The sequence below is a fragment of the Stappia sediminis genome, assembly GCF_009826895.1.
Classification (GTDB): domain Bacteria; phylum Pseudomonadota; class Alphaproteobacteria; order Rhizobiales; family Stappiaceae; genus Hongsoonwoonella; species Hongsoonwoonella sediminis.
On sequence record NZ_WUMV01000002.1, the window covers coordinates 346,592 to 373,298 of the forward strand.

A 26,707-nucleotide genomic window follows, 5' to 3' on the forward strand; every position below is an offset into this window, starting at 1 on the left:
CGCCGGAATTGGGTGGAGCGGACCTCCTGTTGGGCACGATCGCCATCAGTCGGCGATCGCCGCGAAACCGCGTTCAAGATCCGCCTTCAGGTCGTTCACGTCTTCAAGTCCGACGTGCAGGCGAACGCTCGCGAGCTCACCCGGCTTCGTCGCGGTTCGCTGTCCTTTCAAGCGCACGGGAAGCGCAAGGCTTTCGAACCCGCCCCAGGAGTAGCCGAGACCGAAGAGCGAAAGCGCTTCGACGAAGGCATGCGTCTGTTCGACGGAAAAGCCTTCTTTCAGATCGAAGGCGAAGAGACCGCTCGCGCCGTCGAAATCCCGCTTCCACAGCGTATGGCCGGGATCCGATTCGAGGCCCGGATGGCGCACGCGCGCGACAAGCGGGTGGGATTCCAGCCAGCGCGCAAGCTCCAGCGCGCTCTTCATATGATGGCGCAGGCGCACGCCCATGGTCCTCAATCCCCTGAGGCCGAGATAGACATCATCCGGCCCGACGTGGATGCCCATGTAACCGTGGGTTGCATGAAGTGCTTTCCAGGTGCGCTCGTTCGCCGCCACGGTGCCGAGCATGGCGTCCGAATGGCCGACGACGTATTTCGTCGCGGCCTGAATACTCAGGTCCACGCCGTGTTCCAGCGGGCGGAAGAAGACGGGCGTCGCCCAGGTATTGTCCATCAGCACCAGAACGTCATGCCGGCGGGCGGCCTCGACAACCGCCGGAATATCCATCATTTCAAACGTCAGGGACCCCGGCACTTCCGTATAGACGGCCTTAGTGTTCGCCCTGAACAAGGTTTCGACGGCTCCGCCCAGCGCGGGGTCGTAGTATTCGACCTCCACGCCGAATCTCGCCAGCACGTTGTCGCAGACCTGGCGGCCGGGCCCGTACACGGTATCGATCATCAACAGGTGATCGCCCGCCTTGAGGCATGACAGCAACGCGACGGACACCGCGTTGAGGCCGGACGGGCAGAGGACGGCGCCGGCTGCGCCCTCCAGATTCACGACGGCTTCCGCCAGAGCGTCGGACGTAGGGGTTCCCCGACGTCCGTAGGTGTATTTCGATTTTCCCGACAGCATCGTCGCCACATCGGGAAACAAGACCGTGGACGCATGCACGACCTGCGGATTCACGAACCCTTGGTTTTCAAGCGGATGGCTCCCGCCATGCGTGAGGCGCGTATCCAATGATCGTACAACATCTGTACTCTTGCTAGGCATGTTCACCTTCTGTGCAGGAAATGGCTTTTTCGCCTTGTGAAAAAATATTCGGTTTGGCGTTTGTTTGCGTTCGAGCCACTTGACCCTGCCCGCCAAATGCCCTCGAATGCAAGCCAGAGACGACGGTTTAAACATCTTTGCCGAAAAGAACAAAACGAGCAGGGGTGGCCGTCGGGGAGGGGTATTACTGGTGAAGGTAGTCTTGAGAATCGATATTGCCTTCTGTAGCGCCCGACCTTTCGGCCGTTGTCTCCAAAGCCAAGCATCCTAAGGACAACAGAAAAGGCTGCAGATTCATGAAAACCAAGATCCTTCCAATCTTGCTCGGTGCCGCTATGGGCGTCGCCGCCACGACTGGCGCGAACGCTGCAAAGCTCGACGATGTCAAGGCAAAGGGGTTCGTTCAGTGCGGTGTGAGCCAGGGTCTCCCGGGCTTCTCCAATCCTGATTCCGACGGCAACTGGTCCGGCATCGACGTCGACTACTGCCGTGCCTTGGCCGCCGCGATCTTCGACGATCCGCAGGCCGTGAAGTTCACCCCGCTTTCGGCCAAGGAGCGCTTCACCGCCCTCCAGTCCGGCGAGGTTGACGTGCTGTCGCGCAACACGACCTGGACCGCCACCCGCGATACCGGACTCGGCCTGAACTTCGCCGGCGTGAACTACTACGACGGCCAGGGCTTCATGGTTCGCAAGTCTCTCGGTGTGACGTCCGCGCTGGAACTTTCCGGCGCCCGCGTCTGCACCAACACCGGCACGACGACCGAGCTCAACGTCGCCGACTACTTCCGCGCCAACAACATGCCGTATGAAATCGTCGCCTTCGAAAAGGCCGACGAGGTCGTGCAGGCCTATGACGCGAAGCGTTGCGACGTCTACACCACGGACGCCTCCGGCCTTTACGCGCAGCGCCTGAAGCTCACCAACCCGGGCGAGCATATGGTTCTGCCGGAAATCATCTCCAAGGAGCCGCTGGGCCCGGTCGTGCAGCAGGGCGACGACCAGTGGTTCAACATCGCCAAGTGGACGCTTTTCGCCATGGTCAACGCTGAAGAGCTTGGCGTGACGTCCGCCAACGTCGAGGAAATGAAGGGTTCCGACAATCCGTCGATCAAGCGTCTGCTCGGCACCGAAGGCGCCTACGGCGAAGACATGGGCCTCAGCAACGACTGGGTCGTGCGCATCGTCAAGCACGTAGGCAACTACGGCGAAACCTTCGACCGTAACGTCGGTCCGGACACGCCGCTCGGCATCTCGCGCGGCCTGAACGCACTGTGGTCGAACGGCGGCATCCAGTACGCTCCGCCGGTCCGCTAATCGGATTGACAAAAGTTTGAAGGCTCCGGCCGGAAAATAATCCGGCCGGAGCTTTTGTGATAGACTAAAGGAAGCGCCGGAGCCGCAAGGTTTCGTGCGTGAGCCGCAAAGACCGCGGATAAAGCGGCAGCGGTATTATAGGCGGGACAGGTCTGGCGGCGCGACGTGGCGATGAGCCGCGCAGGTTCGCCGATCCGTCAGTACATCAGGCGAGGGCATATGGCTGTTCAGGAGCAGGATTTGGTGGGCAAGCCACCACGTGCCTCTCTTGTGAACGACCCGAAAGTGCGGGGGCTTTTCTACCAGGTGGTCTTGGTCGCCGCGGTGGTCTTCCTCGGTTGGGAAATCGTTCACAACACGATAGTCAATCTGGAAAAGCGGAACATCTCTTCCGGGTTCGACTTCCTTTCCATTACGGCCGGTTTCGGCATCATCCAGTCGGTGATCGACTATAGCGAGACGGCGTCATACGGCCGGGCGCTGATGGTCGGCGTCTACAACACGATCATCGTGGCATTTGTCGGGATCATTCTCGCGACGATCATCGGCTTCATCGTTGGCGTCGCGCGGCTTTCCAACAACTGGGTCATCTCGAAGCTGGCGTATTGCTACATCGAGATCGTCCGCAACATCCCGCTGCTTCTACAGATATTCTTCTGGTATTTCGCAGCGCTGAGGGCTGTGCCGGACGCCCGCGAGGAACCGCTTTCCCTGTTCGGCGTGGTGTTCCTCAACATCGGCGGCCTCTGGGCGCCGAAGCCGATCTTCGAATCCGGCTCCTCCATCGTCGTGGCCGCGCTGATCGCGGGTATCGTGATAGCCTTCATCGTCAAACGCTGGGCGCATAAGCGGCAAATGGCAACCGGCGAACAGTTCCCGGTGTTCTGGACGGCCTTCGGCCTGATCATCGGCCTGCCGGTGATTGCCTACCTCGTCACCGGCATGCCGATCTCGCTCGAACATCCGGAATTCGTCAACGAAGGGCCGATCCTCCGGCGCGGGTTCCAGATCGGCATCGGTACCAACGTCATTCCGGAGTTCATCGCCCTGCTTCTGGCGCTGTCGGTCTATACGGCATCGTTCATCGCGGAAATCGTGCGCGCCGGCATTCAGGCGGTCAGCCACGGCCAGACGGAAGCCGCGCATGCGCTCGGCATTCGCCACGGGCCGACGCTGCGTCTTGTCATCATCCCGCAGGCCATGCGCGTGATCATTCCACCGCTGACCAGCCAGTACCTCAACCTGACGAAGAACTCTTCGCTTGCGGTCGCGATCGCCTATCCGGATCTCGTTTCCGTCGGCGGCACGGTCTTGAATCAGACCGGGCAGGCGATCGAGGTGATCGGTATCTGGATGCTGGTTTATCTGTCGCTGTCGCTTGCGACGTCCGCCTTCATGAACTGGTACAACCAGCGCATGGCGCTCGTGGAGCGGTAGGAGAGAGAAGATGACGGATATGACTGATCTTTCCTACGTCCGCACGACCGAAGCGGAGGCAAAACCGGCGCCGGTGAGCACCACCGGCTTCATCGGCTGGATGCGGAGGAACCTGTTCTCCAGCATTCCGAATACGATCCTGACGCTGATCGGCATCTGGCTCGCCTATTCGATCTTCGCGCCGCTCATCAACTTTGCCTTCGTCCATGCGGTTTGGACGGGCGACAACCGCGATGCGTGCCTTGCGCAGAACGTCGGCCGTGAGGTCGGCGCCTGCTGGCCCTATGTGGAGGCGTATTTCCCGCAGTTCATCTACGGCCGCTATCCGGTCGAAGAGCGCTACAGGGTCGATATCGTCTACCTGCTGTTCGCGCTGCTTATCGTGCCGATGCTCATACCGAGCGTACCGGCCAAGAGGCTGAACGGCCTGCTGCTTCTGGTGGCCTTCCCGATCGTGGCCTTCTTTCTCCTGGTCGGCGGTGTCTTCGGATTGCCGGTCGTCGAGACGAGCCAGTGGGGCGGCCTTCTGGTGACGCTCGTCATCGCCGTGACCGGTATCACGGCTTCCTTGCCCATCGGTATTCTGCTGGCGCTGGGCCGCCGGTCCGACATGCCGATAGTCAGGCTTCTGTCGATCATCTTCATCGAGTTCTGGCGCGGCGTGCCGCTCATCACCGTGCTCTTCATGGCTTCGGTGATGCTGCCGCTGTTCCTGCCCGAAGGGGTGACCTTCGACAAGCTCATGCGCGTGCTGATCGGCGTGACGCTCTTCTCCTCCGCCTATATGGCGGAAGTGGTGCGTGGCGGCCTGCAGGCGATCCCCAAGGGGCAGTACGAGGGCGCGCAGGCGCTTGGCCTCAGGTTCTGGCAGATGATGCGGCTCATCATCCTGCCGCAGGCGCTCAAGCTCGTGATTCCGGGCATCGTCGGCACCTTCATCGGGCTGTTCAAGGATACGACCCTCGTCCTGATCGTCGGTATGTTCGACCTGCTCGGCCAGGTACAGTCGTCCTTCACCGATCCGACGTGGGCATCGCCGTCGCAAAGCCATACCGGCTATCTTTTCGCGGCCGCGATCTTCTGGGTCTTCTGCTTCGGCATGTCGCGATATTCTCTCTTCATGGAGAAGAAGCTTCACACCGGGCACAAGCGCTGACGGGCGCCGACAACAACAAGGGCCATGCGCCCAGAGGGAAATTGCGGAGAAACCCAATGACCGAAACGACAGCCGCCACGGAACGGGCCGCCGGCGCTCCTCGCAAGAAGATGGAAGTGTCCAGCACCGACGTCGCCATCGAAATCACCAAGATGAACAAGTGGTACGGCGACTTCCACGTGCTGAAGGACATCGACCTGCGCGTCATGCGTGGCGAACGCATCGTCATCTGCGGACCTTCTGGCTCCGGCAAATCGACGATGATCCGCTGCATCAACAGGCTGGAGGAACACCAGCAGGGCTCGATCGTCGTCGACGGAATCGAGCTGACCGACGACCTCAAGAAGATCGACGAGATCCGCCGCGAGGTCGGCATGGTGTTCCAGCACTTCAACCTGTTCCCGCACCTGACGATCCTTGAGAACTGCACGCTGGCACCCATCTGGGTGCGCAAGATGCCGCGCAAGGAAGCCGAAGACATCGCCATGCACTATCTGGAGCGGGTGAAGATCCCAGAGCAGGCGAAGAAATATCCGGGCCAGCTTTCCGGCGGTCAGCAGCAGCGCGTGGCTATCGCCCGTTCGCTTTGCATGAACCCGAAGATCATGCTCTTCGACGAGCCGACATCTGCGCTTGATCCGGAGATGATCAAAGAAGTGCTGGACGTGATGGTGGGCCTTGCCGAGGAAGGCATGACCATGCTTTGCGTGACCCACGAGATGGGCTTCGCACGGCAGGTCGCCAACCGCGTGATCTTCATGGACCAGGGTCAGATCGTGGAGCAGAACGAGCCGGAGCCGTTCTTCTCCAACCCGCAGCATGAGCGCACGAAACTGTTCCTGAGCCAGATCCTGCATCATTGAGGCAGGGGTCGCTCACGACTTATGGAAGGGCCGGCCATTGCGCCGGCCCTTTTTATTGGTTCGTGCGATGTCCGGTTCGATACGAAATCGCCTCATTTCAGCGGTCTGAATCCGCGTGATGCTAAGTGAGTTCAATGGGGAATGTCATGCGGACACGCTGGATGCGCCAACTGGTTTTTGTTTTGTCGGCGGGGCTTGTTCTGGGAGCAGGGGCCATGGCTGTGGGTGCTCCTGAAATAACCAGCGGTAAATGGCTGGCCGAGGACCTGAAGGGCGGCGGCGTGGTGGATATCGCGCAGACCTATTTCGAAATCGGCGCGGACGGGCGCATTTCGGGATCGGGCGGCTGCAACCGCATGACGGGGCAGGCGGAAATCGACGGCGATCAGATCAAAATCGGCCCGCTCGCCTCAACGCGCATGGCCTGTCCCGACGCTCTCATGAACCAGGAGCAGACGTTTTTCCAGGTACTGGAGGAGGCGGTGGCGTTTCGTATCGATACCGATCAGAACAAGCTTTTTCTGATCGGCGCGAAAGGCGAGATCATTGCGCGATTTTCCCTGATGGATTGAGCGTTCAGGCGCTCTTTCTGACTACCGAATTATGCGCGGTTGAAGGTCGCTGACTCTGTGGCCGGTGAGGGGATTCGCCGGTCCTTTTTATTTACGGTTGTGCATGAAGATTGCTTCATCTGAGCAGATGCGTCCGATAAAGGATAGTTGTTGATCTGATGTTTACTTCAATCCGGAACCTGTTTCGGAATTGGTTTCCCATTTGAATTCAATGAGGAATTTCATTGATGAACTTCTGGCGGTCCTTGCCCAAATCCACAAGACGGCTTTTGATTATCATCGGCCTGCCGATTTTGCTCGTATCCAGCTGCAAGGCGATTTTCATCCCGACTACGGAGAAGCGTTATCGCCTCGAAATATCCGTCGAGATCGACGGGAAAAATTACACTGGCGGCGCGGTTCAGCAGCTTACGGCTACAGGAGCTGCGGAAATATTCCGAGGGTTGTCCCAAACAAGTGCCCATTATGAGTTTTACGGCGAAGCGGCCGCCATCGACCTTGGCGAGCATGGCACGCTTTATGCGCTGATGCGCTACCCACCGCCTGCGGACAAACCGACGGCATTTCACCTCGCAAAACGCTATTATTCCGCCTTTGTACCGACCGTTTGCGGATTGCGGGTCGGGAGATTTGGTTATGCCGTCTTCATCTGGCGGATCCGGATGCTGTGGAACGACTGCGAGGTTCCCATCGACGAATTGCCCATGCTGGTCCGCTTCGCCAATGAGCCTGAGCTTGACAGCGTAGAGCAGGTGGACCCGAAAAACCTCGCCGCGACCTATGGACCCTCCGCCAAGTTTCTCGGAGCGAAAATCTCTTTCACACGAGAGCCGCTCTCGACGGAGATTGAAAAGAGATTGCCTTGGATGGAGGCGCAAAAAAATACGATATTTGTGCTGAAATACGACCCAAAGAAACCGCAACTAAAAGACATCGTAAATAGAACATATTTCATAAGGTAGACAAATGACATGTCTTACGCCTGCTGAAACGCAGCCCTTCTATCGGGCCGCGTATCAAGAGTTGCCCTGCTCAGGAATTCTTCTCGATCACCGCGCCGTCGCGCGAGGCCCAGTCGGTCCAGGAACCGTCGTAGAGTGCGACATTGCGGTGGCCCGTCATGTCGAGCGCAAGGAAGAGAATGGCCGCTGACACGCCCGAGCCGCAGGTTGTGATGACGGGCTTCGAATAATCGACCCCCGCCTGTTTGAAGGCCGCCTCAATTTCCCCGGGCGAGCGCAGGGTGCCGTTTTCAAGCAGTTGATCGTATGGAAGGTTGAGCGAGCCCGGCATATGGCCGCTTGAAAGCTCCGGCCTCGGCTCCGGCGCTTCACCCGCGAAACGCGCGGCGGAGCGTGCGTCGACCACCTGAGCGCCGCCGTTTCCAAGGGCAGAGCGCACCATGTCGTAATCTCGGACCAGCGCATGATCGAGGCGGGCGGAGAAATGCCGCTCGGGCCGGCGGACGGGATCGTCATCGACGGGCCTTCCTTCCGCCTTCCATTTCGGCAGGCCGCCGTCGAGCACATAGATGCTTTCAACGCCCATCGCCTTGAACATCCACCACACACGGGCCGCGGAGAGAAGGCCCATGCCGTCGTAAGCGACGATGGTCTGTCCGTCGCCGATACCGAGCTTGCGCATCTTTGAGGAAAAGACATGGGGGGCGGGCAGCATATGCGGCAGGGAGGAGGAGGTATCGGCGATATCGTCGATATCGAAATAGACCGCGCCCGGAATATGTTCTGCCCGGTATTCCGCCTTGGGGTCGCGCTGATGCGCTGGCAGATACCAGGAGCCGTCGACGACGACCAGATCCGGCGCATCGATGTTTTTGGCAAGCCACTCGGTGCTGACGATCGGGCTATCGGTCATTTTGGTTCCTCTGATGGGTCATTGAGCAGAAGGCCATGGGCGCGGTGCCAGTCTTCTATCGATTGTTCCGGATAGCCGGGGTAGTGGCGGTGGTTCTCCCCCTCAGGCACCTCCACCCAGTCGGGCTTGAAATCGAGCATGATGTGGACCGTTTCGGGCGGTAAGGGAAGGGGCGTATCTATCGCGCTTGCAAAGGGGTGGACAAGCTCCGGCCAGCGCGGATCGTAAACCCAAAGGGCCGAACCGCAGTGCTTGCAGAAGCGCCGCTCGCCAGGGCTGACACCTTCTTCCGTTTCGGCGTGGAACATGGAGATGGCGTCTTCGCCTTCAACCTTGAGCGTCGCGAAATCGCCCATGATGTTGATCGCATAGCCTCCGCCGCCGTCCGTCTTGCGGCAGATGCCGCAATAGCAGCGCATGAAGGGGTAAGGGGTTCTCGAGTTCACCTCGAAGGACACCGCACCGCAGCGGCAGGAACCTTGCAATCTCATCGTTCAATCCTCCAGACGAATGCGCACGCGCCGGTTCTGGCGGCCCTTCTTCTCGATTTTCGTGACGGCAAGCTGGCCGATTTCCGACGTGCGCGAAACATGCGTGCCGCCACAAGGCTGAAGGTCGACATCCTCCCCGATCCTGACCAGCCGCACGCGGCCGGAGCCCATCGGCGGCTTCACGCTCATGGTTTTCACAAGGCCCGGATCGGCCTCAAGCTCCTCGTCGGTGATCCATTCCATCGTGACGGCATGATCGCCGGATGCGATCTCATTCACCTTCGCGGCGATCTCGTCCTTATCGATGGTGGCTTCGGGGATGTCGAAATCAAGCCGGCCCTCGCCTTCGCCGATCTGACCGCCGGTGACAGGAAAGGGGAGCGCAACGGAGAGAAGGTGAAGGGCGGTATGAACGCGCATCAGCCGGTAGCGCCGTGTCCAGTCGAGATGGACGACGACTTTGGCACCGGCTTGAGGAAGCGTCTGGTCTTCGGCGGGAACATGGACGATTTCCTTGCGGTCCTCGCCGTAGACGGTGGTGGCGATCTCGATCCTTGAGCCGTCTTCAAGCTCCAGATGGCCGCTATCGCCCGGCTGGCCGCCGCCGGTCGCGTAAAAAATCGTGCGGTCGAGCACAATGCCGCCACGGTCGTTCACGGCGGTCACGGTGGCGTCGCATGTGCGCAGGTAGGCGTCGTCGCGAAACAGCGGCTCTGTCATCAGTATCCTCGGTGGAAGCGCTTTCGATTCACTCCACCTTACAGATTTGCGGCGCGAAGAAAACTCACAGGATGGGGGAGAAGAGGCGGGCGGCCTGTGCCGCGAAACGGAAGGCGTAGGAGCGCGTGGAAAGGACGTTCCGCGGTTCCTCGACGCTGTCGCGGAAATCGGCCTCAAGCATCTTCTCGACCGCCGAGATCATATGTCCGGCGGTGAACCAGAGCGTGATCTCGAAGTTGATGCGGAAGGAGCGGTTGTCGAAATTCACCGTCCCGATACTGGCGATCTCGTCATCGACGAGCATGACCTTCTGGTGCAGGAAACCCTTGTTGTAGCGGTAGATGCCGATGCCATGGTCGACAAGGTCGTCGGCGTGGGCGTAGCTGGCGAGCCAGACCAGCCAGTGGTCGGCCTTTTTCGGCAGAAGGATGCGCACTTCGACACCGCGCATGGCCGCGGCATAAAGCGGTGTCAGAATGTCCATGCCCGGCACGAAATAAGGACTGACGATCCAAAGCCGCTTGCGGGCGCGCGAAATCGCCTCGGTGAAGGCGATCGCGCAGTCCTCCAGCGCATCGGCCGGCCCGGTCGGCATGACGAGAACGGGATCGCTGCCGGATTTCTCCGGCACGTTGTCGGCGGAAAGCCTGGCAAGCGGCTGGCCCGTCGCCCAATGCCAGTCCTCCGCGAAGACAAGCGCACATGCAAAGGCGGAGGGCCCTTCGACGCGCACATGAGTGTCCCGCCAATGACCGAACGACGGATCGCGCCCGAGATATTCATCGCCGACATTGTGCCCGCCGACCCATGCGTGTTTTCCGTCGACGACAACGATCTTCCGGTGATTGCGGTAATTGAGCCGCATCGGACCGGTCATCCGCAGAACCTTGTGACGCTTGTTGAAACCGGACACCTTGATGCCGGCATTGCTCAAGCGGCTGAGATACGATTTCGGCAGGGATTTGCTGCCGATCTCGTCATAAAGGAAGTAGACTTCGACCCCGGCTTTCGCGCGTTCGATCAGCGCGTTGGCAACCTTGCGCCCGATATCGTCGTCATGGACGATGAAGAACTGAAAGAGGATGAAGCTCTCGGCGCGGTCGATTCCGTCGAGAATGGAAGCGAAGGTCGCCTCGCCGTCGATCAGCAGGTCCACCGAATTTCCGGCGAGAAACGGCAATTGCGCAACGCGCGTCAACACCGGCCAGGCCGCTGTCGCCTGCTGGTCGGAAATGCCGAGTTCCTCAGCCCGTTTCGTCCGCGTTTCCCGGCCTGCATGGGTGCGGACGTCGACATAGTCGTCAAAGCGCTTCCAGCCGAAGACCAGATAGAGAAATGCCGTTGGAAGAGGCAGGAAAATGAGCGACAGGAGCCATGCGATCGACCCCTGTGAAGTGCGGCTGTGGAGGACCTCGCGCACCGCGCAAACGGCGCTAAGCACATAAAGCGCGAGCGTCGCCAGCGCGATGATGTGCAGGTTTGCAAGGACAAGGTCTACAATCCAGATGTCATGTTCGACCTTGCCCTCCATCGTTCAGCTCACTCGCCCCGCTTTACCGCTCATTCGAAAGGGACCGGGATATCGATCTTGCGCTCAAGCCATCCCGGCACCGGAAGGCCCTTCTCGCGCAAGAACGCGGGGTTGAACATCTTCGACTGGTAGCGCGTGCCATAGTCGCAAAGGACGGTGACAATGGTGTGGCCGGGGCCAAGCTCCTTCGCCATACGGATGGCGCCGGCAATGTTGATGCCCGAAGACCCGCCGAGACAGAGCCCTTCATGCTCGAGGAGGTCGTAGCAGATCGGCAGGGCCTCTTCATCCGGGATCTGGAAGGCCATGTCGACCGGCGCGCCTTCTAGATTGGCCGTGATCCGGCCCTGGCCGATGCCTTCGGTGATGGAGGATCCTTCCGCCTTCAACTCACCATGGGCGTAGTGGTTGTAGATCGCCGAGCCCAAAGGATCGGCAAGGCCGATCTTCACGTCGGGCTTCAGTTCCTTAAGCTTCATGCCGGTGCCGGCGAGCGTGCCGCCCGTGCCGACGGCGCTGACGAAGCCGTCCACCCGCCCGTCCGTCTGCTCGAAGATTTCAGGAGCCGTCGTCTCGATATGAGCGCGCCTGTTCGCCGTATTGTCGAACTGGTTCGCCCAGATTGCGCCTTGCGGCTCGCTCTTCGCAAGCTGCTCGGCAAGCCGGCCCGAAAGCTTCACGTAGTTGTTCGGGTCCTTGTAGGGAACCGCCGGAACCTCGATCAGATGCGCGCCGGCAAGGCGCAGCATGTCTTTCTTTTCCTGGCTCTGGGTTTCGGGAATGACGATCACGGAGCGGTATCCGAGTGCATTGCCGACCAGGGCAAGGCCGATGCCGGTGTTGCCGGCAGTCCCTTCCACGATGACGCCGCCGGGCCTCAAAAGCCCGCGCTCCTCCGCGTCGCGGATGATAAAGAGAGCCGCACGGTCCTTCACCGACTGTCCGGGATTCATGAACTCCGCCTTGCCATAGATTTCGCAGCCCGTAAGTTCGGACGCCTGACGGAGGCGGATGAGCGGAGTGTTGCCGATCGTGTCGACGACGGACGGGTTCACTTTCATGGGTCTTCTGGATTCCCGGATGATTAATCTTCGTAAGGGGAAGCTAATCATCGCCGATGAGCGCTGCAAGCACCGCGATTGCGCTGTTGATGGCCAATGGAGGAATAGATTATCGCATTGTTCGATAAATTTATGTGGTGCGTGAAAAAAATCGCAAGAAATCGCGTTTCAGTCTGATCCGGCATAGACTGGCACGCGTAGGCCGATTGACAAGATGCGGGTAACGCTGCCTGTGGATCGGGACGAATAGGACGCATGGAGCAGGAAGAACGGAATATGGATGCATTGCTTGCGGGGTACGTGGCCGGCACCCTTGCGGAACCGGCGCTGATACTCGTGCGCTCGCACCTTGAGATCAGCCCGGTCAATCGTGGCTTCATTCGCGATCTCGAAGCCTTCGGTGGCGATATGCTGGAGGAGATCGAGCCGGCCGCAATCACCGGCCGCGAGGAGAAGCTGAAGGCCATATTTTCCGACACTGCGTTCGAGAATGCGCCTTCGCTGACGTCTGCGCCGCGCAAACCTTCCGACATCCTGCCGAACGCTCTGCGCGATTTCCTGGGTTACGACCTGAAGGACGTTCCCTGGCGCACGCGCCTGCCGGGCATGAAGGAATACAAGCTCGGCGAAATCGACGGCTGCAACGTCAGCATGCTGTGGATCAGGGCCGGAATGGCCATGCCGACGCATACGCATCACGGCACGGAACTGACCCTCGTGCTTGACGGAGGCTTTTCCGACGGTATCGGCCATTATATCCGCGGCGACGTTTCGTATGCGGACGAATCGGTCGATCATAAGCCGGTTGCCGACGACGACGGCGACTGCATCTGCTTTGCCGTGACAGAAGGCGACCTGCAGCTGACGGGGCCGGTCGGCCGCTTCTTCGCGCCCTTCATCCGCGGGTGAGCACCCACCACACGTTCACTCCATTTCCTACCTGAGGGCGGGAGCGTTTCCCATGTCTTCCTATATCGCGAGCCCGGAGGATGGCGTTGCCTGGATCACGGGCGCAAGCTCCGGCATCGGCAGGGCTCTAGCAATGCGTCTTGCGCGCGAGGGCTGGAAGGTCGCCGTTACCGCACGCTCGCAGGACGCGCTGGAAGCGATGGCCGGGGACACGGCGGCGTTGCCCGGTTCCATCATGGCGTTTCCGGGCGATGTTACCGACGCGAAGGAGATGGAAAACGTGGTGGAGGCGGTGGAGCGTGCGCTCGGGCCGCTGGTGTTGGCGGTCTTGAATGCCGGCGTCTATCTGCCGGTCAAGGGCGACGACCTCACCGTTCGGGACTTCGAAAAGTCCATCGCCGTAAACCTGGTCGGCACCGTCAATTGTATCGTGCCTCTCTCCAGATGGATGAAGGAGAGCGGCAAGGGGCAAATCGCCATCGTTTCGTCGGTCGCCGGATACAGGGGATTGCCGACATCCGCCGCCTATGGCGCGACGAAAGCCGGGCTCATCAACATGGCCGAGTCGCTGAAATTCGATTTCGACCGGATGGGCATCCGTCTGCAGGTCATCGCGCCCGGCTTCGTGGAAACGCCGGCAACCGCGCAAAACCCTTTTCCGATGCCGTATCTTTTGAGCGTAGAGGAGGCGGCGGAGCGGATTGCCGGCGGGCTGAAGACTCGCGCGTTCGAGATCACCTTTCCCAGGCGCTTTTCCTATCAGCTGAAATTGCTGCGGATGCTGCCCTATCGCCTTTATTTCGCGATCGTCGCCAAAGCGACCGGCTGGTCGAAGAAGAAATAACGTCCGTCCGGCTCACCCTGCGATGCGGCGCTGCAAATCCTCCTGCGCGCTTTTATCTAGCGGAAAACTCCACATGAGGGCGATTGCCGCAAATTTCAAAGCGACGGGAAGGATGGCGTAAAGCGCAACAAGCATCGCGACACCGGTGCGGCCGCTTCCTTGAGCCTCGAAGCCCGCAATTTCCAGCAGGGAAAAGGCGAGCCCCACTGCAAGCGCGAGAGAAAGCTTCGTCGCAAGGCCCCAAAGCGCGAAATAGAGCCCGGCCCGCCGGGCGCCCGAGGATGCGGTATCGACGTCGATCACATCCGCTTGGATGGATGCCGGCAGCACGAGATCCGCGCCGAGCGCGAAGCCGGTCAGCACGCAGATGATGCCGAAGCCGGCAAGGTCGCCCGGACCCAGAAGCGGTACGCAGGCGAATACCACGCATGCGCCGACCATTGCGACGCTCCACGTCCGGTGCTTGCCGAACTTTCCGGCAATGGCCACCCAGACAGGCACGCCGGCAATCCCGCACAGGAAATAGATGAAGAGGAACGGCCCCTGCATGTCCGGCGCTTCGAGCGCGCGCGCGACAAAAAACAGGAACAGGGTCGCCGGTAAGCCATTGGCGAAGCCGTTCAGAACGAAGGCGATGAGAAGCCGCAGGAACGGGCGATTGGCGCTAATATGCGACAGGCCTTCCTTGAAGCCCATCCGTCTTTCAGGGATCGGCCTGGGTTCCGGAATAATTCCGGCCGCTAGCAGAGCGAGGCAAGGCAGGGAGATCAGCACGAACCAGCCAAGCAGCTTCAGGGCCTCCCGCTGATCCGCTACACCTTGGGCGGTGAGGACGGCTGGAACGGCGATGGCGATCAGCGTTCCGGCAACAACAAGCCCTTCACGCGCCGCCGCTATACGGCTGCGCGCGTGATAGTCGCCTGAAAGTTCCGCTCCCCAGGCGGCATAGGGAATGATCGACGCCGTATAGCCGAGCGAAAGTGCAAGACCCCAGGCCAGAAGGTATGCGGGGTCGGCATCGAGCGGGGGCGCGAGCAGCATGAAAGCGGCAAGGGCCGTGGGGAGCGAGGCAAGGGCAAACCAGCCGCGCCTGCGCCCGCCCGGCGGCGTTAAACGGTCTGCCAACAGGCCGAACACCGGATCGGAAACCGCATCGACAAGGCGGATGGCGAGCAGGAGATTGCCGACGAGCGCAAGCGGCAAGCCGATGGTCTCGGCATAGAAAGTCGGCAGGTAGACGTAGAGCGGCAGCGTAAGGACCGCCAGCGGAAGCGCGGGCGATCCATAGACAAGAAGGGCCGCAACGCCGAGAGGCTTCGCCACTATCGCGCCTTGACGTAGACCATCTGGCGCACGTCGATGTTGCCGGAGCGGAATCCGGCCTCGCAGTAATGCAGATAGAATTCCCACAGGCGCTTGAACTGCTCATCGAACCCCAGCCCGCGGATCGACGGCCAGGCGGCGCGAAACCTGTCGCGCCACTCTTTCAGCGTCAGCGCGTAATCCTGACCGAAAGCCTTCTGGCCAGCGAGATCCAGGCCGATACGCTTGCCGAGTTCGCTCAGTTTTCCGGGCGGCGGGAGCATGCCGCCGGGAAAGATGTAGCGTTGGATGAAATCCGGCCGGCTGCGATAGTCGTCGAACATATGATCCTGGATCGTGATGATCTGAAGCCCTGCGCGTCCGTTCGGTTTCAGGCATTGGCCGACCTTTTCGAAATAGGTCGGCCAATATTTCTCTCCGACCGCCTCGAACATTTCAATTGAAGCGATACGATCGTAAGTGCCCGTCTCGTCGCGATAATCCTGGAATTTTATCTCAACGCGCTCGCTGAGTCCGTCCTCGAACACCCGCCGCTTCGCGAATTCATATTGCTCGCGCGAGATGGTAAGGCCCGTCACCTTCGCCTGCACTTCCCGGGCGGCGAAGGCCGCGAACCCGCCCCAGCCGCAGCCGATTTCCAGAACGTGATCGCCGGGACGGATTTCCGTCGCCTCGACGAGCGAGCGGTATTTCCGCGCCTGCGCCTCTTCCAGATTGTTCGCGCCGCCTTCGAAGAGGGCGGAGGAATAGGTCATCGAAGGGTCGAGCCACTCGCTGTAAAAGGCGTTGCCGAGATCGTAATGGGCGGAAATGTTGCGCTTCGAACCGCGCTTCGAATTGCGATTTAGCCAGTGCCGCAGATTTGAGAAGAGGCGAAAAACGGGGCTTCCCCGCAAAGCATCCACCGTCGCATCGCGGTTGACGCAGAAAAGCTCGAGAAAGGTGGTGACATCCACGCTCGACCAGTCCCCGTCCATGAAGGCTTCGGCAACGCCGATATCGCCGCCGTCGATCACGCGACGCACGAAGCGCCATTTGTGGATCCTGAGATCTGCTTTCGGGCCGGGTTCCTTGCCCTCTATCTTGAGGCGTATGCCCTCCGGCGTTTCGACGGTGAGCTCGCCGTACTTCAGTTTCAGGAGAATGCGTGCGCCCAGTTTCGCAAATCGCGGGGCGCCGGCCAGAACGGCGTGCAGGTTCTCGTCGCGCAGAACGACAGGTGCATGCATGGTCAAACCTCGTCCGGAAGAAGCGGGGTTCGCGAGCGTATTTCCTTGGTCCGGGCAGTGCTGCCGCCTCTTTTACGCGTCGATGGCGATATGAACGGCACCCCCTTGAGCCACAGTTTAATCGCCTCGAAGTGGATTGCAGCAATAACCTTGAATGTCAGCAAGGGTATGGAAGCGCATAGGCGCAAGAGATTGTGCGATGTGAGGCTCCCGAAATTTCCCGCAAATGTTGCTGAAAGGACTGGGCCTTCCGCGTCGGATTCCATAATACGCACCCGTATGGAACGTCCGGGCGGCAGAATCCTGAACCTGTAGCGCTGTTTCATCTCGATGAAGGGGGAAACGAAGAAGGATTTGTCGCAGGCCTGACGAACGCCTTCCGGCCCTGACTGACCGGGGCGGACCGGCTCCACATAGCTGTGGATGTCGCCGAAGGTGTTGCGCACTTCGTAGATGAGGGCGGTCAGGTGTCCCTCGGCCGAATAGGCGTAATAGACCGACAGCGGGTTGAAGACATAGCCGAGAATGCGCGGATAGCACAGCAGAAGCACCCGCTCTGCGCGCTCACCCACGCCTGCCCCGAACAACAGCCTGTCCACGTGGGAACGCAAGGAAGTGCCGTTACGCGGCCCGTGGTCTTTTTCATGGAAGGAAGCCAGATTGAGACGGCCCACGGAAAACAAGCGGGAGAGGCGGTTGGCCTCCTGCAAACGGTCGAGGTCGATCAGGAGATTGAAGACCCGGTAGCTGAAGCGATGGCCGACCGGCTTCAGCCGCGCATGTATGACGGAGCCGGCATAAAGGGAAGCGGCTGCTTCTGGCGGTGCGCCGTTGTCGGCAGCGGTCGTGGGTGGGCGCTTGCGTTTCACTGCGCAGCCTCCGCGATGCGCATTCCGCCGTCGGTCCCAATCTCCCACGGGATTTCGGCGCCGAGGCTTCTTGCGACGTCGAGGCCTGAAACCAGGCCGTCCTCGTGGAAGCCGTAGCCGCACCACGCCCCGCAAAACCATGTGTTCCGCTTGCCCTGAAGCCGCTTCAGCATGAGCTGCCCTTTGAGCGCGTTTTCTCCGAACTGCGGATGATCGTAAGTATAGGTCCCAAAGGTCAAGTCTTCGCGCGGCGCCTTGGCCGGATTAAGGCTCACGAAAAGCGGTCTTGCATTGTCGATGCCCTGCAAACGGTTCATCCAGTAGGTGACCGAGACATCGTTCTTGCAAGCACCCGGCGTCGATGCGCGCATATAGTTCCATGACGACCAGACGCGCTTGCGCCTCGGCATGAGGGAAGCGTCCCGGTGTAGATAGACCGTATTCGGCCGGTAAGGGATCGCGGCAAGCATTTCGCGTTCTTCATGGTCAGCATCGTCCAGCATCGCGAGCGCCTGATCGGTATGGGCGGCAATGACCACGTGATCGAAATAATCCGTATGTCCGGCTTCGTCGCGCACCATGACCCTTCCATCCTCGCGCCTGATTTCGGCGACCGCAGAGGAAAGACGGATCTTTCCGGCAAGCGGCTGAAGAAGGCGCTCGACATATTCGCGCGAGCCGCCGGTGACCGTGCGCCACTTCGGGCGGTCGAAACCGACAAGACGATGGTTTTCAAAGAAAGCGACGAAGCTCTCGGCAGGGAAGTCGAGCATCTCCCTTGCCGGTGTCGACCAGATCGCGGCGCCCATGGGTACCAGATAGTCATCGATAAAAGCGCGCGCGAAGCGACGCGCGGCGAGATAGTCACCCAGCGAGCGGCCGTAGAGCAGGCCCTGCGCCCGGTCGGCGACCGAAAGTTTGTTGAAACGCAGGATTTCCCGCAGCATCCAGAGAAAGCGGGGCGACAAGAGATTGCGGCGCTGGCCGAAGATCGTGCCGAGGTTCGTGCCGGCCCATTCGCGCCTGCCGGCGTCGACGCAGACCGAAAAGCTCATGTCGCTCTCGTGGCTCTTGACGCCGAGGTGGTCGAATAGCGCGGTCAGGTTGGGATAGTTTAGTTCGTTGTAGACGATGAAGCCCGTATCGACCGCGATCCTTTCTCCGGCATAGTCGATATCAACGGTGGCGCTATGCCCACCGGGGCGGGTTCTTTTTTCGTAAAGGACCACGTCGTGGGTGTCGCTCAGGGCCCAGGCGGCGCTGTTTCCGGCGATGCCCGATCCGACCACGGCTATGCGCATGTTTTTATTTCCTGTTTCAAGCAGCCGAAGAAAGGGAGTGGAAGGCATCCAGCGCACGCACGCGTGCTTTGGAATGATCGACGAGGGGATGTGGGTAGGTTTCGCCGAGTTCGACACCGGCTTTTTTCAATACGTTCTGAGGAGCGTCGAACGGCCTGAAGAGGTACTCGTTCGGCAAGCTTGAAAGCTCCGGCACCCAACGGCGCGTGTAGACGCCGTCGGCGTCGAATTTCTCGCCCTGCGTGATCGGATTGAAGATACGGAAATACGGAGCGGCATCCGCCCCGCAGCCGGCTACCCACTGCCAGCTTGCGGAATTATTGGCAATATCCGCATCGACCAGCGTATCCCGGAACCAGGCGGCCCCTTTTCGCCAGTCGATCATCAGATGCTTGATCAGGAACGATGCAACGACCATCCGCACCCGGTTGTGCATGTAGCCCGTGTGCCAGAGCTCACGCATGCCCGCGTCGACGATCGGATAGCCCGTCCGGCCCATGGACCATGCCCCAAAGGCGGCGTCGTCGTCTTTCCAGGGAAAACAATCGAACTTTGACTGATAGTTTTCACCGGGAAGCGAAGGGAAGTGGAAAAGCAGGTGGTAGGAGAATTCGCGCCAGGCGAGTTCCGACAGGAATTTTTCAAGGGGCTTGTCGGCGATCCCCTCCCTTGCCGCATGGTGGCAGGCGGCATGCCATATCTGACGCGGCGAAATTTCGCCGAACCGGAGATGCGGCGAAATCATCGATGTTGCGGATGATCCCGGAAGGTCGCGCTCCGCTGCGTAGCGCTCGAACGTGCTCTCCAGAAAGTCCCGCATTCGCGCCTGTGCGCCGGCTTCCCCCGGCGTCCAGGTTTCGCGCAAGCCGCCAGCCCAGTCCGGCTTTCTCGGCAGGAGCGCCAGGTCATCGATCGAAAGACTTTCCGGCGGGTCGTTGAGGCCGGCCAACTTCCTGATCGCAGGCGTTGGAGCGGGCGGTTCGCCGCGCTGGCGAAGGGCGCGCCAGAACGGCGTATAGACGCGAAATGGCCCGCCGGAGGATGTCTCGATCTCCCAAGGTTCAGTGAGCAGGTTCGCATTGAAGCTTTCAACGGCGATACCTTCATCTTTCAAGGCGGATTTGACGGCCTTGTCCGTTTCGATTCCGGCTGGATCGTAGCGTCGGTTCCAAAGAACGGTGCTGGCGCCTGTCTCCTTAACGATCTGCATCAGTTCGCTCGCCGCATCGCCCTTTCGAACGACGAGAGGAACGCCAAGTTCTGTCAAAGCTTCGCGCAACCGTGACAGGGAATGATACAGCCACCACTTCGTCGCGCCGCCGTATCTCCCGAGCTTCGCGTCGCAATCCTCAAGAATGAAGCAGGCGAGGGCGGGATAGCCAATTTCGGCGGCTTTACAAACGGAAGGGTTGTCCGCGATCCTCAGGTCGTCCCTAAACCAGATGACGGTTGCGCCGTCGATTTGCGATGATGACATTGATTGCTGAAACCCTGGTACAAACTTGCCGAACAGTCTGGAAGTTACGTGACCGGAGGTTTAGCGGATCAAAGAATTTCGATCAGGCGGGATCTAAACCGAATTAGCGGTAAATGCCGGGCGGCGAAGCGAGCGAAAAAACGGTCTGTCCAAATGAAAACCGCCATGGCGAGCACCATGGCGGTTTCCGTCGGGAGGTAGGCAGAAAATTTCTTCAATCAGGCGTTTGCCGTGCCGAACAGCCAGTCCCATGCGACCCGCACGCCGTCCGCGGCGGATTCGAATGCGCCGATAACCGCTGCCCACACGCTATTTCCAAATTCGGCAAGAGCGATCAGCGCGGTCTTTTCCTGCTGAGGCTTTTCCTCGATGAATTCAATCGCCGTCTGCGCCGGCGTGCCTTCGAAATCGACCACGCGACGCGTGACGACAAGGCGCGCATCCGGAGCGATACGGCTTTGATCGACCTTCGCGACTTTCGGTTCGTCGGAGGCACCTTCGTCAAGCGCACGGACCACGATGGCGCGGCCGTCCGGCAGGAGGTGCGTTTCGTTGCGATTGACTTCGCTGTCGTACACGACTTCGCCGTATTCGTCGATCAACTCGACCCATACGGCCTTGCGACCGCCAAGCTCAACCTCGCCAACCCAGATGGAATACTTGCTGTCATCGACGGACGATTGGGCGATACCCGAACCGCCGACCGTGACCGCAAGCTGGTCCTCGGGCAGGGTAAAGGTTTCCCGGTCTTCCTTCGCCATGGAGGAGGATGCGAAGGTTCCCGTAATAGCAATCGATGCGGCTAAAGCCGCGACTTTCAACAAACTGGCCATCGTGACGCCTCCCGAAGGCATAGCGCGTCCGGTTTTTTATTGAACCGGTACACGCAAACGATCCCTGTAAGCCGTTATGTATGTTGGCTTAGTAACAATTGTACCGTGACCCTCCGTCATATTGCGGAGAAAGCTCGCCACGATTTTGTGTTTTGCGTCACGAAATTACATATTTTCGCAGTTTTTCCGTCATTTTTATCTTCAATACCGCTCGGTAAGTTACTGAATTGCGGAGGGTTTCGAATTTTGACGGCAATGTGGCGGGTGAGGGGCGAAACTGCGACGAAATGTCGATCACAATTTCGTGATCAACTGTGAACACTATTCCCTGCGTCTTAACGGCAACGGTCGTTTGATGCCGGAAACTCGCGAAATACCGCAGATTTCAAAGTTAATGGTCGCACGAAGTTATCCACAGGGAAAAGTCTTGCCGTCAAATTTATGAATGAAATTTAAGGAAGTGATGCCGCCTTGGGCAGAATTCTTCCGTAAAAATTACAGGCTCCATTCCAGTGGACATTTGCTCCGGAAAATCAACTCGCCAAGCTGATTAACGCTCAAGGCATGCGCCCGACAATCGCGCGCGAGTCATTTTCATGACCCGGCAGATCTATGCGGGATCATGAACCGAAGCGGAGGTATTGGCGGCGACGGCAACCGAACGGCCGTAGACTCGCTGATGACGGGTGGGCAAGCTGCTTGCGACCAGCTTTTCGTGAAAGACACAATCATGGAAACGCGGATAAGCGAGATAGCAGACGGCATTTACCGCCTGTCAAACAGCGTTGAAAGCGCCGCCTCGCCGGATGGGTTTACTTTCAATCAGTTTCTGATCCTCGGTGACGAGCCCTTGATGTTCCACACCGGCCTCAGAAAGATGTTTGCGAGCAACCGGGATGCTATTGCCAGCATCGTTCCGCCGGAACGACTGCGCTGGATTGCTTTCGGCCATTTCGAGGCCGACGAATGTGGATCGATGAATGAATGGCTGGCGGCAGCGCCAAGGGCAACTCCGGCACATGGTGAAATCGGCTGCAGGGTCTCTTTGACGGACTTTGCGGATCGAGCGCCGAGAGTTCTCTCTGACGGAGAGAAAATCGACCTTGGCGGCGGAAAACTCGTGCGCTTCTTCGATACCCCGCATACGCCGCATGGATGGGATGCGGCGCTTGTGTTCGAGGAAAGCACTCGAACCCTTTTATGTGGCGACCTGTTCACGCAGTTCGGCGACAAGTCCTTGTCTCTCGATGGTGACATCGTCGGGCCGGCGATCGTCGCGGAAGATATTTTGAAGTACTCTGCCCTGTCTCCGGGCATGGGAACAACAATCCGTAAGCTTTCGGTGCTTCGGCCTCATGCGCTTGCGCTGATGCATGGTCCTTCGTTCAGAGGGGATGGCGCGAAGGCGCTTGTCGAGTTGGGAGACGAATACGACCGGCGCACTCGCTTCGCAATTGACCAACTTGACAATCGCGACATGGGCCGGAGGTGATTGTCTATTGCTTCCGTTGGGTCATTTTTCGCCGCATTTTGCAAAAAGTGTAAGGAAGAAGCTCATTTTCGCAATGAAGCGGTTTTCGCCATACCGCCGCCCGGCGGAATGAACGCAACCGGAGCGATTTCTTGTGACGAAAAGCGATCCCGCTCTCAGGGCATGCGCTCTAGGCTCTCGCCGCGATCAGTTTCCCGGGGTCGTAAAACGGTTTGGGAACGACTTCGCAAGTCCGCTTTTCGACGAACATATCGACGACCGCGCGCGTGCCTATCCCCGCGTGCTGGCGAGCCACCATTGCCAGCGCGATGTTCTTTCTCAGGCGCGGCGAATAGATTGCGGATGTCACCCGGCCGGCAACATGTCCGTCCCTCGTGACGGGCCAGTGTTCGTCGTTCGGCCCGGCAAGCGGCGGCCCTTCGATTTCCAGGCCCACAAGCAACTGAGACACAGCCTTTTCCCTGATGAGCTTCAGCGCCGATTTTCCGACGAAGTCGGCCTCCATCTCCAGATCGACAAGGCGATCCAAACCGAGTTCGAATGGGTTGTTTTTCAGTGTCATGTCGGCGTGATAGGAAAGCATCGCGCCTTCGATGCGGCGAATGCTGCTGGTGTGCCCCGGATGGAGCCCCAGCGGGCCTCCGACCTCCATGAGGTATTCCCACAGCCGATCGCCGGCCGAGCCATCGCGCAGGAAAATTTCGTATCCCAACTCGCTCGACCAGCCGGTTCGCGAGATGACGAGGGGCACGCCGTTCCAGTCGTATTCGCTGAACCGGTAATACTTCAGCTCCGCCGGGCCGTCGCCGAAAGCCGCCCGCAGGATGTCGCGCGATTTCGGGCCCTGGAGTTGGAGCGGCGAGACGTCCGGCTCGTTGATGTACACATCCATGCCGGCATTTACCGCAAGCCCCCTGGCCCATAACAGCACGTCGCTATCCGCGATCGACAGCCAGTAACGGTTTCCTGCAAGCTTCAGCAAAACGGGATCGTTGATGATGCCGCCATCCTGATCCGTCAACAGAACGTATTTGCATTGACCGACCTGACACTTCGAGAGATCCCGGCAGCAAAGGTACTGTGTAAATCTTGCGGCGTCCGGGCCATTGATCTCAACCTGGCGCTCAACGGCGACGTCACACAAAATGGCCTCGTTCACGAGGTTCCAGAAATTCCGCTCCGGATCATCGAAGTCGCGGGGGATGTACATATGGTTGTAGACAGAAAAACCCTTCGCCCCCCATCGCAACGCGGCGTCCGAATAGGGGGATTTTCGCACCTGCGTTCCGAAGCTGAATTGTCGGAACGTTTCGATGTAGTTTGAGACCATGGTAGCCGATCCCGGATATGCATTTCCTCCGAACTGCATCAGTCCGACGTGCCCGAACAGGCCAGCTGCATCTTTGCCGCGATCCGGCCGGCAGCCTCAATCGACCCGGCATCGATCTTTTCGCGAAGGCCGCGCTCTCCAGGGCAGTAATAAGCCGGTCCGGGCGCTTCTTTTACTTTGTGGCCATTAATTGCATAAAATAGGCTCAAAGAAAACGAGCGTCAGGCTGAACACGCGCCGGACGGAGGAAGCGGCATGAGTGGAAACGGCGGGATGACATGTTGCGGTCCGGGGTATGCGAGCCCGGAGGAAGCGATCAGGGCGCCGCGTGAAAAGCTGCTTTATACCATCGCCATTTACACGGGCACGGGCATACAGAAACCTGACTATCTGGCGACGGTGGACGCGGATCCGGAAAGTCCGACCTATTCCCAGGTGATCCACCGGCTTGAGATGCCGGGAATCGGGGATGAATTGCACCATATGGGCTGGAACGCCTGCTCGTCCTGTCATGACGACGCGTCGATGTCGCGCAAATATCTGCTGTTGCCGGGTGTCCGGTCGAACAACATTCATGTCGTCGATACCGCCACCGATCCGCGCGCCCCGCGCCTGCATAAGGTGATCGACGGTGCAGAGATCAAGGCGAAGACCAACCTTTCCGGGCCGCACACCGTTCATTGTCTCGGCTCCGAGATCATAATTTCGTTCCTGGGCGATGCCATGGGCGAGGCGCCGGGCGGCTATCTGCATCTCAACAAGGATTTCGAGATCGTGGGCCGCTGGGAAAACTCGATGGGCGACATCCCGTTCGGCTATGATTTCTGGTATCAGCCGCGCCACAATGTGATGGTCAGCTCGGAATGGGCGGCTCCGAACACCTTCATGCCGGGGTTCGACCTGGAAGAGGTGGGGCACCTGAAATATGGCCGTCGCCTCCATTTCTGGGATTTCGAAAAGCGCGTTCCGGTCGAGTCGATGTATCTGGGCGAGGACGGACTGATCCCGCTGGAAGTCAAATTCCACCACAACCCCGACAGCATGCACGGGTTTTGCGGCGCGGCGCTCAGCACCAACGTCATCCATTTCTGGAAGTCCGATGCGGGCAGGTGGGAATGGGAAAAGATCATCGACGTGGAAAACGAGCCCCATCCCCAATGGCCGATTCCGGTTCCCGGCGTGATGTCGGCTATTCTGGTGTCGATGGACGACAGGTACCTTTATCTGAACAACTGGTTGCACGGCGACATGCGCCAGTATGACATTACGGACCCGCACGACCCGAAGCTCACTGGCCAGGTCTGGATGGGCGGGCTTCTGGGCAAGGCGCCTGAGGTCAACGGCGTCAAGGTCGCGGGCGGTCCGCAGATGTTCCAGTTGTCGCTCGATGGCAGGCGGCTTTATGTCACCACGTCGCTTTTCTCCACCTGGGACAATCAGTTCTACCCGGAAATCCGCACGCAAGGCGGAGTGATGGTGATGATCGATTGCGACGTCGAAAACGGCGGCATGCAAATCAACGAAGATTTCATCGTCGATTTCGGCCGGGAGCCCAATGGCCCGAGCCGCTGCCATGAAACCCGCTATCCGGGCGGCGACTGCACGAGCGATATCTGGCTTTGACCGACACCAGGACGATAACGGTCGCCAACCGTGGCGGCGCGACCTATGAAGTCGATGCCCGCCGCCCGCTGCTCGACACATTACGCGAACAAGGGGTCGATCTGCCTTATGGCTGTAGATATGGCGGTTGCATCACCTGCGCGGCCAAACTGACCGCCGGCGAAGTCGATCAGCGCCGGCAGGTGGCGCTGAACAACCGTCAGATCGGCAATGGCTATGTGGTGCTGTGCGTCGCGCGTCCGGTTTCAAATTGCACGCTCGAAATCGGTGTGGAAAGCCATGACAAACTCTATCGCAACCCGTTTCTCGATCCGCTTGAGCCGCATGAACTGAAAGCGGACATCGCCAAACCGAAGGAGGCGTAAAATGCCCGAAGCCGATATCGATCGTCTTTATGATTACGCCCCGGAATACCTGGCGGATATCCTGCGTTCGGTTAAGACCATCGCAATGGTCGGTGCCAGCGCAGACAAGACCAAATTCAGCTACGGCGTGCTGCGCGTGCTGCATGAAACAGGCTATGAAATGCTGCCGGTCAACCCGAATCCGCAGGTGAGGGAGATCAGGGGTATCCCAGTCTATCATTCGCTGGAAGAAATTGACCGCCCGGTAGACATGGTCGAGGTTTTCAGGCCGAGGGAAGAATTCTACGGCATCGCCGAAAAGGCCATCGCGATCGGGGCCAAAGTGCTCTGGGGCCAGATCGGCGTCTATGATGACCGCGCCGCGAGGCTGGCCGAGGATGCTGGACTGAAAGTGGTGATGAACCGCTGCCCCAAGATCGAGCTTTTCCGACCCTTCTGGAAGCCACGGCTCGACTTGTCGATATGACGGGTTTCGGCGCTGACCAACAGGGGCCGACCGTAAAATCGATCATGGCGAGATTCCATGTCGGGCTCAATCGACAATGTCGAATATTCGCTTAAAAACTCGGCCCTGCGCCTGTCTATGAACCGTCGAAACGCTGAACTCCAGCTCCTGAAATGAACCGATAGCCCCAAGCTGCCCGACTGGTTAGGGCAGGAGGCGAAAAAATAATGAAAATTCAATGTACTGTGGAGGTGGTGGCTCCCCGGGCCGGACTCGAACCAGCGACCCAGCGGTTAACAGCCGCTTGCTCTACCAACTGAGCTACCGGGGATCACATCGGCAGGCGCCTCAGCGCCGCGTCGGTGGCGAGCATATAGCAAAGCCTCGCTTGCTTTGCCAAGCGATTTGTTCGGAAATTTTTCCA

25 protein-coding genes and 1 tRNA gene are annotated in these 26,707 nt (G+C 59.5%); 12 read left to right on the forward strand and 14 right to left on the reverse strand.

All coding sequences use genetic code 11. From position 1 onward, the window contains the following. Nucleotides 1-45: 45 nt before the first annotated feature. Nucleotides 46-1,221: a cystathionine beta-lyase gene (gene metC, locus GR183_RS05135; RefSeq protein WP_160774521.1), complete on the reverse strand. Its 1,176-nt coding sequence runs from the start codon at nucleotides 1,219-1,221 to the stop codon at nucleotides 46-48. A gap of 296 nt (nucleotides 1,222-1,517) precedes the next feature. Here metC and GR183_RS05140 point away from each other — a divergent pair, with 296 nt between their 5' ends. The 6 genes from GR183_RS05140 to GR183_RS05165 all read left to right on the forward strand — a co-directional run bounded on the left by GR183_RS05140 (nucleotide 1,518) and on the right by GR183_RS05165 (nucleotide 7,527). Continuing rightward, nucleotides 1,518-2,537, forward strand: coding sequence for an amino acid ABC transporter substrate-binding protein (locus tag GR183_RS05140; protein WP_208999755.1), 1,020 nt, complete (start codon nucleotides 1,518-1,520; stop codon nucleotides 2,535-2,537). Nucleotides 2,538-2,756: 219 nt separating this feature from the next. After that, nucleotides 2,757-3,974 (forward strand): amino acid ABC transporter permease, encoded by a 1,218-nt coding sequence (locus GR183_RS05145; protein ID WP_160774522.1) that lies wholly within the window; start codon nucleotides 2,757-2,759, stop codon nucleotides 3,972-3,974. Between the two features lie 10 nt (nucleotides 3,975-3,984). Next, a complete protein-coding gene (locus GR183_RS05150; protein ID WP_160774523.1) occupies nucleotides 3,985-5,130 on the forward strand; it encodes an amino acid ABC transporter permease in 1,146 nt (381 codons plus the stop codon). 56 nt (nucleotides 5,131-5,186) lie between these two features. Then, on the forward strand, nucleotides 5,187-5,993 hold the full coding sequence (locus GR183_RS05155; protein WP_160774524.1) for an amino acid ABC transporter ATP-binding protein: 807 nt from the start codon (nucleotides 5,187-5,189) through the stop codon (nucleotides 5,991-5,993). A gap of 215 nt (nucleotides 5,994-6,208) precedes the next feature. After that, entirely contained in the window at nucleotides 6,209-6,565 is a 357-nt protein-coding gene (locus GR183_RS05160) for an META domain-containing protein (protein WP_202395845.1), read from the forward strand. A 227-nt stretch (nucleotides 6,566-6,792) separates the two neighbouring features. Beyond that, on the forward strand, nucleotides 6,793-7,527 hold the full coding sequence (locus GR183_RS05165) for a hypothetical protein (protein WP_160774526.1): 735 nt from the start codon (nucleotides 6,793-6,795) through the stop codon (nucleotides 7,525-7,527). A 70-nt stretch (nucleotides 7,528-7,597) separates the two neighbouring features. Here the strand turns inward: GR183_RS05165 and sseA are convergent, their stop codons facing one another. The 5 genes from sseA to GR183_RS05190 form a co-directional block, all read right to left on the reverse strand. Then, nucleotides 7,598-8,440 (reverse strand): 3-mercaptopyruvate sulfurtransferase, encoded by an 843-nt coding sequence (gene sseA, locus GR183_RS05170; protein ID WP_160774527.1) that lies wholly within the window; start codon nucleotides 8,438-8,440, stop codon nucleotides 7,598-7,600. After that, nucleotides 8,437-8,931: a GFA family protein gene (locus GR183_RS05175; protein WP_160774528.1), complete on the reverse strand. Its 495-nt coding sequence runs from the start codon at nucleotides 8,929-8,931 to the stop codon at nucleotides 8,437-8,439. Before GR183_RS05175 ends, sseA begins: the two co-directional genes overlap by 4 nt. 3 nt (nucleotides 8,932-8,934) lie before the next feature. Continuing rightward, the gene (locus GR183_RS05180) at nucleotides 8,935-9,651 is read right to left on the reverse strand and encodes an alanyl-tRNA editing protein (protein WP_160774529.1); all 717 of its coding nucleotides are present in this window, start codon (nucleotides 9,649-9,651) and stop codon (nucleotides 8,935-8,937) included. Between the two features lie 64 nt (nucleotides 9,652-9,715). After that, nucleotides 9,716-11,182 (reverse strand): cardiolipin synthase, encoded by a 1,467-nt coding sequence (gene cls / locus GR183_RS05185; protein ID WP_160774530.1) that lies wholly within the window; start codon nucleotides 11,180-11,182, stop codon nucleotides 9,716-9,718. A 29-nt stretch (nucleotides 11,183-11,211) separates the two neighbouring features. Beyond that, nucleotides 11,212-12,243, reverse strand: a complete 1,032-nt coding sequence (locus GR183_RS05190; protein ID WP_160774531.1) for a cysteine synthase A — start codon at nucleotides 12,241-12,243, stop codon at nucleotides 11,212-11,214. Nucleotides 12,244-12,519: 276 nt separating this feature from the next. On the opposite strand from GR183_RS05190, the gene GR183_RS05195 reads away from it, so the two are divergent. Both GR183_RS05195 and GR183_RS05200 read left to right on the forward strand, forming a co-directional pair. Further along, entirely contained in the window at nucleotides 12,520-13,152 is a 633-nt protein-coding gene (locus GR183_RS05195) for a ChrR family anti-sigma-E factor (RefSeq protein WP_244313620.1), read from the forward strand. 52 nt (nucleotides 13,153-13,204) lie between these two features. Next, the gene (locus GR183_RS05200) at nucleotides 13,205-13,996 is read left to right on the forward strand and encodes an SDR family NAD(P)-dependent oxidoreductase (RefSeq protein ID WP_160774533.1); all 792 of its coding nucleotides are present in this window, start codon (nucleotides 13,205-13,207) and stop codon (nucleotides 13,994-13,996) included. A gap of 12 nt (nucleotides 13,997-14,008) precedes the next feature. Here the strand turns inward: GR183_RS05200 and GR183_RS05205 are convergent, their stop codons facing one another. The 6 genes from GR183_RS05205 to GR183_RS05230 all read right to left on the reverse strand — a co-directional run bounded on the left by GR183_RS05205 (nucleotide 14,009) and on the right by GR183_RS05230 (nucleotide 21,028). After that, the gene (locus GR183_RS05205; protein ID WP_312846775.1) at nucleotides 14,009-15,319 is read right to left on the reverse strand and encodes an MFS transporter; all 1,311 of its coding nucleotides are present in this window, start codon (nucleotides 15,317-15,319) and stop codon (nucleotides 14,009-14,011) included. Further along, nucleotides 15,319-16,548, reverse strand: a complete 1,230-nt coding sequence (locus GR183_RS05210) for an SAM-dependent methyltransferase (protein WP_160774534.1) — start codon at nucleotides 16,546-16,548, stop codon at nucleotides 15,319-15,321. Before GR183_RS05210 ends, GR183_RS05205 begins: the two co-directional genes overlap by 1 nt. Before the next feature lie 2 nt (nucleotides 16,549-16,550). Beyond that, nucleotides 16,551-17,417, reverse strand: coding sequence for a DUF1365 domain-containing protein (locus GR183_RS05215; RefSeq protein WP_160774535.1), 867 nt, complete (start codon nucleotides 17,415-17,417; stop codon nucleotides 16,551-16,553). Then, nucleotides 17,414-18,718, reverse strand: a complete 1,305-nt coding sequence (locus tag GR183_RS05220; protein ID WP_160774536.1) for an NAD(P)/FAD-dependent oxidoreductase — start codon at nucleotides 18,716-18,718, stop codon at nucleotides 17,414-17,416. The genes GR183_RS05215 and GR183_RS05220 overlap by 4 nt, the downstream gene beginning before the upstream one ends. A 16-nt stretch (nucleotides 18,719-18,734) precedes the next feature. Then, complete coding sequence (locus GR183_RS05225) at nucleotides 18,735-20,195, reverse strand: cryptochrome/photolyase family protein (protein WP_160774537.1); 1,461 nt, start codon at nucleotides 20,193-20,195, stop codon at nucleotides 18,735-18,737. Nucleotides 20,196-20,413: 218 nt separating this feature from the next. Beyond that, nucleotides 20,414-21,028 (reverse strand): hypothetical protein, encoded by a 615-nt coding sequence (locus tag GR183_RS05230; RefSeq protein WP_208999756.1) that lies wholly within the window; start codon nucleotides 21,026-21,028, stop codon nucleotides 20,414-20,416. A gap of 622 nt (nucleotides 21,029-21,650) precedes the next feature. Here GR183_RS05230 and GR183_RS05235 point away from each other — a divergent pair. Next, nucleotides 21,651-22,520 (forward strand): oxygen-binding di-iron domain-containing protein, encoded by an 870-nt coding sequence (locus tag GR183_RS05235; RefSeq protein WP_202395846.1) that lies wholly within the window; start codon nucleotides 21,651-21,653, stop codon nucleotides 22,518-22,520. A 169-nt stretch (nucleotides 22,521-22,689) separates the two neighbouring features. Here GR183_RS05235 and GR183_RS05240 read toward each other — a convergent pair whose 3' ends face one another. Beyond that, nucleotides 22,690-23,850: a glycine cleavage T C-terminal barrel domain-containing protein gene (locus GR183_RS05240; protein WP_160774538.1), complete on the reverse strand. Its 1,161-nt coding sequence runs from the start codon at nucleotides 23,848-23,850 to the stop codon at nucleotides 22,690-22,692. A 255-nt stretch (nucleotides 23,851-24,105) separates the two neighbouring features. Here GR183_RS05240 and GR183_RS05245 point away from each other — a divergent pair, with 255 nt between their 5' ends. From GR183_RS05245 to GR183_RS05255, 3 genes are read left to right on the forward strand one after another with little or no spacing between them, the layout of a single operon-like run. Continuing rightward, complete coding sequence (locus GR183_RS05245; protein ID WP_244313621.1) at nucleotides 24,106-25,473, forward strand: selenium-binding family protein; 1,368 nt, start codon at nucleotides 24,106-24,108, stop codon at nucleotides 25,471-25,473. Continuing rightward, nucleotides 25,470-25,838: a 2Fe-2S iron-sulfur cluster-binding protein gene (locus tag GR183_RS05250; RefSeq protein ID WP_160774539.1), complete on the forward strand. Its 369-nt coding sequence runs from the start codon at nucleotides 25,470-25,472 to the stop codon at nucleotides 25,836-25,838. Before GR183_RS05245 ends, GR183_RS05250 begins: the two co-directional genes overlap by 4 nt. Nucleotide 25,839: 1 nt before the next feature. Further along, the gene (locus GR183_RS05255) at nucleotides 25,840-26,304 is read left to right on the forward strand and encodes a CoA-binding protein (protein WP_160774540.1); all 465 of its coding nucleotides are present in this window, start codon (nucleotides 25,840-25,842) and stop codon (nucleotides 26,302-26,304) included. Nucleotides 26,305-26,538: 234 nt separating this feature from the next. On the opposite strand, the gene GR183_RS05260 is transcribed toward GR183_RS05255, so the two are convergent. Next, nucleotides 26,539-26,614, reverse strand: a tRNA-Asn gene (locus GR183_RS05260). Nucleotides 26,615-26,707: the final 93 nt, after the last annotated feature.

Excerpts from the sequence above, each read along its gene's own strand:
- metC (WP_160774521.1), bottom strand. The coding sequence starts at position 1,221 with ATGCCTAGCAAGAGTACAGATGTTGTACGATCATTGGATACGCGCCTC.
- GR183_RS05140 (WP_208999755.1), top strand. The coding sequence starts at position 1,518 with ATGAAAACCAAGATCCTTCCAATCTTGCTCGGTGCCGCTATGGGCGTC.
- GR183_RS05145 (WP_160774522.1), top strand. The coding sequence starts at position 2,757 with ATGGCTGTTCAGGAGCAGGATTTGGTGGGCAAGCCACCACGTGCCTCT.
- GR183_RS05150 (WP_160774523.1), top strand. The coding sequence starts at position 3,985 with ATGACGGATATGACTGATCTTTCCTACGTCCGCACGACCGAAGCGGAG.
- GR183_RS05155 (WP_160774524.1), top strand. The coding sequence starts at position 5,187 with ATGACCGAAACGACAGCCGCCACGGAACGGGCCGCCGGCGCTCCTCGC.
- GR183_RS05160 (WP_202395845.1), top strand. The coding sequence starts at position 6,209 with ATGGCTGTGGGTGCTCCTGAAATAACCAGCGGTAAATGGCTGGCCGAG.
- GR183_RS05165 (WP_160774526.1), top strand. The coding sequence starts at position 6,793 with ATGAACTTCTGGCGGTCCTTGCCCAAATCCACAAGACGGCTTTTGATT.
- sseA (WP_160774527.1), bottom strand. The coding sequence starts at position 8,440 with ATGACCGATAGCCCGATCGTCAGCACCGAGTGGCTTGCCAAAAACATC.
- GR183_RS05175 (WP_160774528.1), bottom strand. The coding sequence starts at position 8,931 with ATGAGATTGCAAGGTTCCTGCCGCTGCGGTGCGGTGTCCTTCGAGGTG.
- GR183_RS05180 (WP_160774529.1), bottom strand. The coding sequence starts at position 9,651 with ATGACAGAGCCGCTGTTTCGCGACGACGCCTACCTGCGCACATGCGAC.
- cls (WP_160774530.1), bottom strand. The coding sequence starts at position 11,182 with ATGGAGGGCAAGGTCGAACATGACATCTGGATTGTAGACCTTGTCCTT.
- GR183_RS05190 (WP_160774531.1), bottom strand. The coding sequence starts at position 12,243 with ATGAAAGTGAACCCGTCCGTCGTCGACACGATCGGCAACACTCCGCTC.
- GR183_RS05195 (WP_244313620.1), top strand. The coding sequence starts at position 12,520 with ATGGATGCATTGCTTGCGGGGTACGTGGCCGGCACCCTTGCGGAACCG.
- GR183_RS05200 (WP_160774533.1), top strand. The coding sequence starts at position 13,205 with ATGTCTTCCTATATCGCGAGCCCGGAGGATGGCGTTGCCTGGATCACG.
- GR183_RS05210 (WP_160774534.1), bottom strand. The coding sequence starts at position 16,548 with ATGCATGCACCTGTCGTTCTGCGCGACGAGAACCTGCACGCCGTTCTG.
- GR183_RS05220 (WP_160774536.1), bottom strand. The coding sequence starts at position 18,718 with ATGCGCATAGCCGTGGTCGGATCGGGCATCGCCGGAAACAGCGCCGCC.
- GR183_RS05225 (WP_160774537.1), bottom strand. The coding sequence starts at position 20,195 with ATGTCATCATCGCAAATCGACGGCGCAACCGTCATCTGGTTTAGGGAC.
- GR183_RS05230 (WP_208999756.1), bottom strand. The coding sequence starts at position 21,028 with ATGGCCAGTTTGTTGAAAGTCGCGGCTTTAGCCGCATCGATTGCTATT.
- GR183_RS05235 (WP_202395846.1), top strand. The coding sequence starts at position 21,651 with ATGAACCGAAGCGGAGGTATTGGCGGCGACGGCAACCGAACGGCCGTA.
- GR183_RS05240 (WP_160774538.1), bottom strand. The coding sequence starts at position 23,850 with ATGGTCTCAAACTACATCGAAACGTTCCGACAATTCAGCTTCGGAACG.
- GR183_RS05245 (WP_244313621.1), top strand. The coding sequence starts at position 24,106 with ATGAGTGGAAACGGCGGGATGACATGTTGCGGTCCGGGGTATGCGAGC.
- GR183_RS05255 (WP_160774540.1), top strand. The coding sequence starts at position 25,840 with ATGCCCGAAGCCGATATCGATCGTCTTTATGATTACGCCCCGGAATAC.